The following is a 10,089-nucleotide window of genomic DNA, read 5'->3' as shown; positions in this document are numbered from 1 at the left end:
GGTTTATATGGTTTTTTGATAGGTAGTTTTGAAGGCCTTGCGGTATTGGTGCTTACGGCATGTATCGTTTTTTTGTGCAGGCGCAATGTGGTGCATTTGAAAAGGTTTACCGGTACAGAAATGACCCAATGGCCAAAATCGGATGCTAACTATATCCTCATTACCGAGATATTGCTCATGACCGCTTTCCTGACTATGAACGCGGCCGATTATAAATTACAACTACTGCATTTCGGCCACTATGTTACTGCCGGGAGTTTTCCCGTGAGTTCATTGCTGGCACCCTTGCTGCCTGATAGCGCTTCGGCATTGGTGATTACCGAACGGGTTTGCTGGTGGTTCCATATTATCGGCATCTTGTGTTTTTTAAATTACCTGCCATATTCAAAGCATTTTCATATTCTGCTGGCGTTCCCGAATACATACTATTCAAACTTGAACCCTAAGGGTAAATTCACCAATATGGCATCGGTTACCAACGAGGTGAAAGCCATGCTCGATCCTTCTTTCGTGCCTGAAAATACCGGCGAGCCTGGTCGTTTCGGCGCAAAGGATGTGACTGATCTTACCTGGAAAAACCTGATGGAGGCATATACCTGTACCGAGTGCGGCAGGTGTACCTCGGTTTGCCCGGCCAATATTACGGGAAAGCTGCTCTCGCCCCGTAAGATCATGATGGATACTCGCGACCGGATCACTGAGATCGGTAATAACATCGATAAGCATGGTAAAGACCATCAGGACGATAAATCGTTGCTTGATAATTACATCACCCGCGAAGAACTTTGGGCTTGCACCAGTTGTAACGCCTGTGTTGACGCTTGCCCGGTAAATATCAACCCGCTGGAGATCATAACTGAAATGCGCCGTTATATTGTGATGGAAGAATCGCAGGCCCCGGCCAGCTTAAATAATATGTTTAGCAATGTCGAGAATAATGGCGCCCCCTGGAAATACAGCCAGGCCGACAGGTTTAACTGGGCAGAGGAGTAGTTTGCAGTAGGCAGTTTTAAGTTGGCAGTTTGCTTGTAATGATTCAAATGTTAAATCCGAAATGGAAAATCCGAAATCCGAAATAAAAATACCAACCATGGCCGAAATGGCTGCACAAGGGAAAGAACCTGAGATATTGTTTTGGGTTGGATGTGCCGGCAGCTTTGATGAACGGGCCCGCAAAATTACGCGCGATATCTGTAAGATCTTGCAGCATGTGGGTATTAGCTATGCAGTTTTAGGTACTGAAGAAAACTGCACCGGCGACCCTGCCAAGCGGGCGGGAAATGAGTTCCTGTTCCAGATGCAGGCCATGATGAATATTCAGGTGTTGGATGGTTATAACATAAAAAAAATAGTTACCGGCTGTCCGCACTGTTTCAATACTATAAAAAACGAATACCCCGGGTTAGGCGGCAATTATGAGGTGATCCATCATACACAGCTAATTCAGGGGTTGATAAACGATGGCAAGCTAAAGGCCGAGGGTGGAGAAAGCTTTAAAGGTAAAAGGATCACCTATCATGACCCCTGTTATTTAGGCCGTGGAAATGATGTTTACGAAGCCCCGCGTGCGGCATTGGAAATATTGGATACCGAACTGGTAGAGATGAAACGCTGCAAATCAAACGGTTTGTGCTGCGGCGCAGGTGGTGCGCAAATGTTTAAAGAACCGGAACCGGGCAAAAGGGACATCAATATTGAGCGGATCGCTGATGTTATGGAGACCAAAGCACAAGTAGTAGCTGCCGCCTGCCCGTTTTGTATGACCATGCTTACCGACGGGGTCAAAAATCAGGATAAGGAACAGGAGATCCGGGTGCTTGATATTGCCGAGATCACTGCAAGGGCGAATGGTTTATAAACCTTTCATCCTGAAATAATTCAGCGCGATCTTCAGGCTATCAAATCTCAGGGTACTCATATTATGTACCGGTAAACCAAGTGAAGTTGCCATCGAGTCAATGTTGCCTTCGGGATCTTCGTAGGTTTGCACAATGATATCATCAGTTTGGGTATTGAATTTGAGTGTGCCAGCTGCATCGCTGCCCAGGTAATCAACATTGGTTAAACGGTGGATGTTAAAAGAAAAATATTCCTGCTTGCCCTGTTGATAAGTTTTCCTTAAACGTAAAAAGTAATCGCCGGTAAGGGCTATCTCCCACTTTTTCAGGTTGATATCGGGCGTGGGATTGAAGGAGTTACTGAGACATTTATTGCTCCAGTTTAGCCATTCCTGTTCGCTCATTTCGGTTTTAAAGCCATAATTTAGCGCAATAAGGGCAAAAATTGATGTAATGAGCGCTGTTTTCCCGATTGCCGGAATAATTGATGTTTTCATGACAACAAAATGTAACCCGAAGTTAATAAATTGATATTTTTGTAAATGAAATTTTCTCCACAGTCAAGAGTTTGGATCTACCAGTCGGACAGGAAATTGACCGATCAGGAAGTACAGCAGATACAGCCCGAGCTGGACAGGTTTACCACCAACTGGACCGCCCACAACAACCAGTTAAAAGCGAAGGGCGAGATCAGGTACAACCGCTTCTTTATATTGATAGTTGATGAAAGCCAGGCAGGTGCCAGCGGATGCTCTATCGATAAATCGGTTCATTTTATGCAGCAGGTGCAACAACATTTGGGTATCAACCTTTTCGACAGATTTAACTTGGCTTACCGCGAGGGAGAAGAGGTGCTTTCATTACCGCGTCATGGCTTTGAGGCTAAACTAAAAGACGGAAGCATCAATAAACAAACCATAGTTTACAATAACCTGGTACAAAATTTAACCGAGCTCGAAACTAAATGGGAAGTGCCGTTTAAGGATAGCTGGCATATTCAATTGTTCCGTGATATTGTAACGGCATAGTAAGTAATCACTGATTTTTTCGAATTAAAGCGAGTTACACGAATTTTTCTTTTTGAATAAAGATTCGTGTAATCCGCTTTAATTCGAAAAAGGACTGCAAGTCATTCGTGTTAAAATATTTACTTTTTCTTAGCCGGGGTGATGATCGGTTTTACAGCGTCTTTTTTACCCGATTGATAATCGGAGGGGGCTTTGCTGCTACCTTCGGCGGCGGGTTTCTTTTTTTCTTTGGTAGATTGTTTGTTCTTGCTCATGATTTTTATTTTAATGTTTGATTTCTTACCGGATTATTGATATTTGTATCCGTTAATAGTGATAGCGGCAGGACGAAATGAAACGGACGGTATATACTGCCCGATGGTGAGGAGGGAAACGGACCGCTTTAATTTTAAAACGTATATCTTTACACGTATTATTAATGCGTTTGAATTAAAGGTATGGGTTTTAAAGCACATAACCCGTAAAGAAACAGCGATTTATATTATATAAAATTTAATGTAGCGCTGCAAGCATAAATGCTTAGCTTTGCGATAAATTTTTGATACAAACTATTTATACCATACTTTATAAAATAAGCTAAAAATGAAAGGCTTCATCTCAACAAAAACTTACGGATTTTTAAACTACGTTGTAGCCCTGTTAATGATTTCATCATTATGGACTTTTGATACACTTCATGTTGGCGGCGCGGCTTTGTTCCTGCCGTTAATAATTGGCTGGTTACAACTGATCATGGCTATCTTCGCTAAAAACGAAATGGGCTTTATCAAACAGTTTCCGATGGTTATGCACAATGTAGGTGATGTAATTATGGGTTCATTTTTATTCTGCTCGCCATGGGTTTATGCTTTTTCACCTAAATTGGTTGCTCCTCAATTGATTTTTGGCGCATACCTTTTAATTGTAGGCTGCTTTACCAAAGGCTCTCCGTTTATTAACCCACAGGTTGAAGAAGATCATGGTGTAAGCTACAACGCTTAATCCTTTTTCTGAAAAAGATATAAAACAAAACAGGCGCTCAATGAGCGCCTGTTTTGTTTTATATCCCAAGCTCTTTGGCCTGTTGCTCTTCGCGCTGGTTCCGCATGATCTTGGTGAAGCCGCGATGGTTGTGCTCCTCATCAAACAATGGGAAAAATAACCCGCTTCCCCAAAATCGCGATCCGTCCTTACGTACGTGGTAGCGTTCGTCGATGGCCCTTCCCATACTTAATGCCTTTTTTAATTCAATCTCGGGCTTGCCTGCGGCAATATCCTCAATTGTGAAAAATATACGGGCGTTGAGGCCTAAGACTTCCTGTTCGGTATAGCCGAGAACTTTTTGCGCGCCGCTGTTCCAGCTATTAATGTTGCCGTTTTTATCAGTAGTGATCACTGCATAATCTTCCAGGCTGTCCAGCACCTGTCTGAAAAACTCTTCGCTCATCCTGAAGTAGGTATCATCAAAAATATCTTTCTCGGTTACAGAGTCATCAAACGATTGGTATTCAATAAAAATGCTGGTTTTGTCAACGCCGCATACCAGCTGCATCGGTTCGCGGGTAATGCGATAAAACGTTTCGTAGCCCGAAGGCAGATGGTTAAGCTCGGGCTTAGCTTTAACCGGCACAAGGGTGATGTCGACAATTTCTTCGGTCTGCTGGTTTACGGTTACTTTTACCAGGACATATTCATAGCCCTTTTCAATCAGGTCGCCGAGCAGCTGGGAGGTTAACGGAGTTCGCATTTGTGATAGATTAATCCTTTGAAAAGCCTTAATCACAAAAATGACACCAGTTGTTAATGCACAGTTGGTAGTGATGGTCAATTACAGCTAAAACACTTCGTTAAGTCCTAAAAAGAAACCGCTTGAACCGTATGCGCCCCTGGCATAATCTATACAGAGATTTGAGCGGGTGTATTTATTAAACAACAGCCTCAGGCCTGCGCCGCCGCCTGGTTCCCAGTACCTGAACAGTTTTATGCGTTGCTGGTTGTTGGCCGTTTCTGCATTAATAAATGCAACGCCGCTAAGCAACTTATTGTCTGTTAACGGAAACCGGTATTCGGCCTCGTTATATACAAACGACATGCCTTTAAAGCGCCCTATTATAAACGCACGCCCTATGCGTCCGTAGGCATCGCTGCCTGTACCGGGCAGTTCGAGATAGGGGAGTGCGCCGCTAAGCAGATAGTTTGACCAGTGCCAAACGGCAAATACATGTTCGGGATTGGTTGACGATAAACTCCAGTATTTTCTGAATTCCACCTTTACCTGCATGGCGTTGCGGTTGCTGCCCAGCCAGGTTTGGTTGCCCCGCAAAACTATATCGGCATAAATACCTCTGAACGGGCGGTTGGGCTGATCGCGGTTATTGAATTGGAAATTGAAAAGCAGGCCATTGGCCTGGTATGAGTTAACAGGAAACCCATTGCGGATACTATAACGGTAGTTATGTGTTTGGGTTATGGGGATGTCTTTCCGGTCATCGTCAATATGGCTGTAATAATTGAAGCTAAGACCGGCACCCACATATATATGATGTGCCAGTTTGCGGTAAATGCGCTCGTTGGCTTTGATATAAACATAACGGATAGGGAAGGCGTCGGGATTATTTTCAAAATGGGTGTTGTTCATGAAAAAGCTGCCCTCGCCAAAGCTGCGCCTGCCTGTACCGAGGCCATTATCCATAGCAACGGTTTTACCTATTTGTACGGTACCCTGCAGGTTCCACTTGTTCCCGGCCGAGAAAGCGTTTTGTTTAAATTCAAAAGTGGAGAGTCCGCCTGTCGACAGGTAAAAGCCTGCATTGACTACCGATAGGGTTGTATTTGAGGGATCACCAAAGTATTTTCCTCCTGATGAGATCACCCCTGCCGCGAAGCCTACACTTGGATTGTATGCCGCCGATGGTAATATCGACCAGTAAGTATGGTTTTGTGCCTGAGTAGTTGTTGTGGCTGGTTTACTGCTTTTACCACTGAATATAGAAGCTAAGATACCACTGGCATCTACCTGTGATTGTAAAGAATCAACCGGATCTGCCAGGGTTTGTGCAAATAATTTGCTGGTACTTATAAGTACAAACAAGGTTAAGGTTAGCCGGTAAACAGCGGGAGCCAATAGTTAGGGGTTTATTAGTGTTCCCGCTAAGATATTTATATCATTTGAATGTAAAAAACTTATTACAAAATAAAAGATAGTCGAAAACTACTCGTGTTAGGGATAGAAGTGGATACCAGCCAAGAGCGTAATGAACCATGATTTTTAGGATTTAAGGATTGTAAGGATGCTGCTGTCTGAACCCGAATTAAATGAATTAATGTTTTTTTTCGAATTTCTAAAATTTTGACTATTCCGAAAATTCAACAAATTCGGGTTCAGACAGCAGCATCCTGGCAATCCCTGAATCCTCCCAAATCCCGGTTCAGACCAAACAATCCTGCCATCCTTCAATCAAGAAAATCATGGTTCAGATATTTCCTTAAAATCTATTTGCTAATAAGATAATTAACCCTATCTTTGCAGTCCCGAAAATACGGGGTATAATAAACGTTTAAACAATTTAATTTAAAGCAAGTGAATACGTTAAGTTACAAAACTGTCTCAGCCAACAAAAAAACCGTTAACAAACAATGGGTTGTTGTTGACGCGGAAGGCGAGATTTTGGGGCGCTTGTCCACTAAGATCGCAATGATCATCCGTGGTAAAACCAAGCCTGATTTTACCCCAAACGTAGACTGTGGTGATAATGTGATCGTTATCAACGCAGACAAGGTAAAACTGACCGGAAACAAACTAAGCGACAAGGTTTATGTTCGTTACACTGGATATCCAGGTGGTCAGCGTTTTATTTCTCCTAAGGAGTTATTGGCGAAACATCCAACACGCATCATCGAGAAAGCGGTACGTGGTATGTTACCTAAAAATCGTTTGGGCAAAGCATTATTCGGCAATTTGCATGTATATGCAGGTGCTGAGCATCCTCATGCTGCGCAAAACCCAACAGCCATTTAATTTTTAATTTTTAAGGAGAAAAAAAATGCCAACAACTAACACTTCAGGCAGAAGAAAAACAGCCGTTGCCCGCATCTACCTTACAGAAGGAAATGGTGCGATCATCGTTAACGGTAAAGATTACAAAGAGTATTTCCCTACTTTGCCATTGCAATACATCGTTACTCAGAGCACTGAGGTTTCTGGTAGCACCGGAAAATTTGATGTTAAAGCAAACGTTGCAGGTGGTGGTGTAAAAGGACAGGCAGAAGCCGTTCGTTTAGCTATCGCTAAAGCTATTGTTGAACTTGATGCTGAAAAGAAACCAGCATTACGTGCTAAAGGCTTAATGACCCGCGATGACCGTATGGTTGAGCGTAAGAAACCAGGTCGCAGGAAAGCACGTAAGAGATTCCAATTCAGTAAACGTTAATCACAGGAGGACAACAAAATGGCAAGAACAACTTATCAGGATTTACTGGACGCTGGTGTACACTTTGGTCACCTTACCCGCAAATGGGATCCGAAAATGTCACAGTACATTTTCATGGAGCGTAACGGTATCCACATTATCGATTTAAATAAAACCTTAACTAAGGTTGAAGAAGCTGCTGCAGCTATAAAACAAATTGTAAAATCAGGCCGTAAGGTATTATTCGTAGCTACAAAGAAACAAGCGAAAGATATCGTTGCCGATTATGCAAAAAGCGTAAACATGCCATACATCACCGAGCGTTGGTTAGGTGGTATGTTAACCAACTTTGCTACTGTACGTAAGTCGATCAAAAAGATGTCAAACATCGATAAATTGACTAAAGACGGTACTTACAGCAACCTTTCTAAAAAAGAGCGTCTGATGATTCAGCGTGAGCGTATCAAATTGGAAACCCTTTTAGGTGGTATCTCTGATCTGAACCGTTTACCGGCTGCATTATTCCTGATCGACGTTAAGAAAGAGCACATCGCGGTTTCAGAAGCATTGAAGTTGAACATCCCTACATTTGCTATGGTTGATACCAACTCTGATCCTTCAAACATCGACTTCCCGATCCCTGCGAATGACGACGCTACAAAATCAATTTCATTGATCACCAGCATCATCATCAAAGCTATCGAAGAAGGTTTAGATGAGCGCAAACGCGAGAAAGAAGACGAAGCAGAAAAAGAAGCAGTAGCTGCAAAAACCAAAGCTGATGCTCCTGAAGTTAACGAAGGCGGTAAAAGAACCCGTAAAGTTGCTGAAGTAGCTGCTGAAGGCGAAGCTGAAACTCCAGCTGCTGAAACAGAAGAATAATCTTCCTTGTTAATCCCCCGGGGATACACAAAAAATTATATTAATTCTCTCACCTCAACAAGGGGTGGGAGATTTTTAATATTAAAAATAGTTGCGGGTTACAGTAGCATAACACCATAACGGTAACTTGTAACCCGATAAAAAAAATCTTAAAACTCAAAAAAACATGTCTACAGTACAAATTTCTGCAGCCGACGTAAACAAACTGCGCCAGCAAACCGGTGCCGGTATGATGGATTGCAAAAAAGCATTAACCGAAACTAACGGTGATTTTGAAGCAGCTATCGATTTTTTAAGAAAAAAAGGTGCTAAAGTTGCAGCAAGCCGTCAGGACAGGGAATCAAACGAAGGTGTTGTTATTGCACGTACTTCGGCTGATTTTAAAACCGGTGTTATCATCGAGCTTAACTGCGAAACTGACTTCGTAGCTAAAAATGCTGAGTTCGTTGCTTTTGCAGGTGAAATTGCTGATAAAGCAGTTGAAGCAAAACCAGCTTCAATTGAAGAGCTTTACGCCCTTGAACTTGGTGGTGTTAAAATTGGTGATGCTATCATCGAAAAAACCGGTAAAATCGGTGAAAAAATCGGTGTATCTAAATATGAAGTAGTTAGCGGCGAAAAAGTTGTTGCTTATATCCACGGTAACTATCGTTTAGGTGTATTGGTTGCTTTAAGCGCTGACGGTGCAGGTGCCGAAGATGCTGGTAAAGACGTAGCAATGCAAATTGCTGCTATGAACCCTATCGCTTTGGATAAAGACGGTGTTGATGCTTCAGTAATTGAGCGTGAGCTTGAAATTGCTAAAGAGCAGATCCGTGCAGAAGGTAAACCAGAAGCAATGGTTGAAAAAATTGCTGCGGGTAAACTGAATAAATTCTACAAAGACTCAACCCTGTTAAACCAGGAGTTTGTGAAAGATTCATCTAAGAGCATTTCACAATTCCTTGACTCGGTTGAAAAAGGCCTTACAGTAACCGCCTTTAAGCGGGTAGCTTTAGGAGCTTAATCATATTATCCCCCGATGAAAATCGGGGGATTTTTTTTGCCCTGTTGTTTCGCCCTCAAAATCATGTCATTGTGAGGAGGGATGACGAAGCAATCGCACACTATACAGGGCGGTCATGCACAGTGCGCGATTGCCACGCTACGCTCGCAATGACATAATGGTTAAATACGTAATTATTAAATCATGTCTATCCTCGCCCTTCACAACCTTAAACTCATTTCTTCCGGCACCATTGCCGAAGGAAAAGCCGTTTTAATCTCAAACGGTACCATCACTGATATTATTGACGAAGCTGCCATCCCAACGGATGCTGTAAAGAAAAACCTGAACGGCGCATACCTTGCACCCGGGTTCATCGATTTACAGATCTACGGCAGCGGCGGTCAGCTTTTTGCCGGCACGCCTACTGTTGAAGCGCTTGAACAACTGGAAAATGACCTGCTAAACCAGGGAACTATAGGCGTGTTTGCCACTATTGGTACCAATACCAATGATATTGTTGAAACCGGTATTGACGCCGCTAAGGCCTATCGAGAAAAAAGTAAAGGTGCTTTCTGGGGATTGCATCTGGAAGGCCCATATTTAAACCCTGCCAAGAAAGGTGCCCACCCCGAAAAATTTATCAAAAAGGCTGCCCTTGCTGAAGTTAAAGGCTGGCTTGAAAAAGCTGACGGTGTTATTAAGATGATCACTATGGCACCTGAGCTTCAGGATCAGGAAGTGATTGATTATTTATATGAGCAGGGTGTTATCATATCATCAGGCCATAGCAACGCTACCTATGCAGAAGGTAAATCATTTTTGAAGAAACCAGTGCAGGCAGTTACGCACCTGTTTAACGCCATGCCGTCCATGCATCACCGTGAGCCTGGTTATATTCCCGCTATTTTTGAGGAAAGGCCATACACCAGTATTGTGGCCGATGGCATTCACGTTGATTTTGCCAT

Annotated in this window: 13 protein-coding genes; 9 read left to right on the top strand and 4 right to left on the bottom strand. The window is 43.0% G+C overall.

The annotated features are described in order from the left end of the window. Together VF500_RS25205 and VF500_RS25200 are read left to right on the top strand one after the other, a co-directional pair. Positions 1 to 993 (top strand): (Fe-S)-binding protein (locus VF500_RS25205; RefSeq protein ID WP_330862319.1); only part of this gene is annotated, 993 nt, incomplete at its 5' end. Between the two features lie 61 nt (positions 994 to 1,054). Continuing rightward, the gene (locus VF500_RS25200; protein ID WP_330862318.1) at positions 1,055 to 1,858 is read left to right on the top strand and encodes a (Fe-S)-binding protein; all 804 of its coding nucleotides are present in this window, start codon (positions 1,055 to 1,057) and stop codon (positions 1,856 to 1,858) included. Here VF500_RS25200 and VF500_RS25195 read toward each other — a convergent pair. Then, a complete protein-coding gene (locus tag VF500_RS25195; RefSeq protein ID WP_330862317.1) occupies positions 1,853 to 2,335 on the bottom strand; it encodes a hypothetical protein in 483 nt (160 codons plus the stop codon). The two genes, VF500_RS25200 and VF500_RS25195, sit on opposite strands and share 6 nt — an antisense overlap. A gap of 45 nt (positions 2,336 to 2,380) precedes the next feature. Here VF500_RS25195 and VF500_RS25190 point away from each other — a divergent pair, with 45 nt between their 5' ends. After that, positions 2,381 to 2,866: an ABC transporter ATPase gene (locus VF500_RS25190; protein WP_330862316.1), complete on the top strand. Its 486-nt coding sequence runs from the start codon at positions 2,381 to 2,383 to the stop codon at positions 2,864 to 2,866. 119 nt (positions 2,867 to 2,985) lie between these two features. Here the strand turns inward: VF500_RS25190 and VF500_RS25185 are convergent, their stop codons facing one another. After that, entirely contained in the window at positions 2,986 to 3,120 is a 135-nt protein-coding gene (locus VF500_RS25185) for a hypothetical protein (protein ID WP_330862315.1), read from the bottom strand. Positions 3,121 to 3,448: 328 nt separating this feature from the next. Between VF500_RS25185 and VF500_RS25180 the strand changes: the two genes are divergently transcribed. After that, a complete protein-coding gene (locus VF500_RS25180) occupies positions 3,449 to 3,847 on the top strand; it encodes an SPW repeat domain-containing protein (RefSeq protein WP_110587281.1) in 399 nt (132 codons plus the stop codon). Between the two features lie 58 nt (positions 3,848 to 3,905). Here VF500_RS25180 and VF500_RS25175 read toward each other — a convergent pair whose 3' ends face one another. Beyond that, positions 3,906 to 4,592, bottom strand: a complete 687-nt coding sequence (locus tag VF500_RS25175; protein WP_330862312.1) for a PAS domain S-box protein — start codon at positions 4,590 to 4,592, stop codon at positions 3,906 to 3,908. Positions 4,593 to 4,679: 87 nt separating this feature from the next. Further along, positions 4,680 to 5,969 carry a BamA/TamA family outer membrane protein gene (locus VF500_RS25170; RefSeq protein ID WP_330862311.1) on the bottom strand — a complete coding sequence of 430 codons (1,290 nt, stop codon included), beginning with the start codon at positions 5,967 to 5,969 and terminating at the stop codon, positions 4,680 to 4,682. 456 nt (positions 5,970 to 6,425) lie between these two features. Here VF500_RS25170 and rplM point away from each other — a divergent pair, with 456 nt between their 5' ends. From rplM to VF500_RS25145, 5 genes are all read left to right on the top strand, one after another. Further along, entirely contained in the window at positions 6,426 to 6,863 is a 438-nt protein-coding gene (gene rplM / locus VF500_RS25165) for a 50S ribosomal protein L13 (protein WP_090529488.1), read from the top strand. A 25-nt stretch (positions 6,864 to 6,888) separates the two neighbouring features. Continuing rightward, positions 6,889 to 7,275 carry a 30S ribosomal protein S9 gene (rpsI, locus tag VF500_RS25160; RefSeq protein ID WP_110587286.1) on the top strand — a complete coding sequence of 129 codons (387 nt, stop codon included), beginning with the start codon at positions 6,889 to 6,891 and terminating at the stop codon, positions 7,273 to 7,275. 18 nt (positions 7,276 to 7,293) lie between these two features. Further along, positions 7,294 to 8,136, top strand: coding sequence for a 30S ribosomal protein S2 (rpsB, locus tag VF500_RS25155; protein ID WP_110587287.1), 843 nt, complete (start codon positions 7,294 to 7,296; stop codon positions 8,134 to 8,136). Between the two features lie 166 nt (positions 8,137 to 8,302). Then, complete coding sequence (tsf, locus tag VF500_RS25150) at positions 8,303 to 9,142, top strand: translation elongation factor Ts (RefSeq protein ID WP_330862310.1); 840 nt, start codon at positions 8,303 to 8,305, stop codon at positions 9,140 to 9,142. A gap of 183 nt (positions 9,143 to 9,325) precedes the next feature. Further along, the coding region (locus VF500_RS25145) for an N-acetylglucosamine-6-phosphate deacetylase (RefSeq protein WP_330862309.1) at positions 9,326 to 10,089 on the top strand (764 nt) is incomplete at its 3' end.

It is taken from the genome of Mucilaginibacter sp., from assembly GCF_036383575.1.
Classification (GTDB): Bacteria; Bacteroidota; Bacteroidia; order Sphingobacteriales; family Sphingobacteriaceae; genus Mucilaginibacter.
This window is presented reverse-complemented; position numbering and strand designations above follow the sequence as displayed.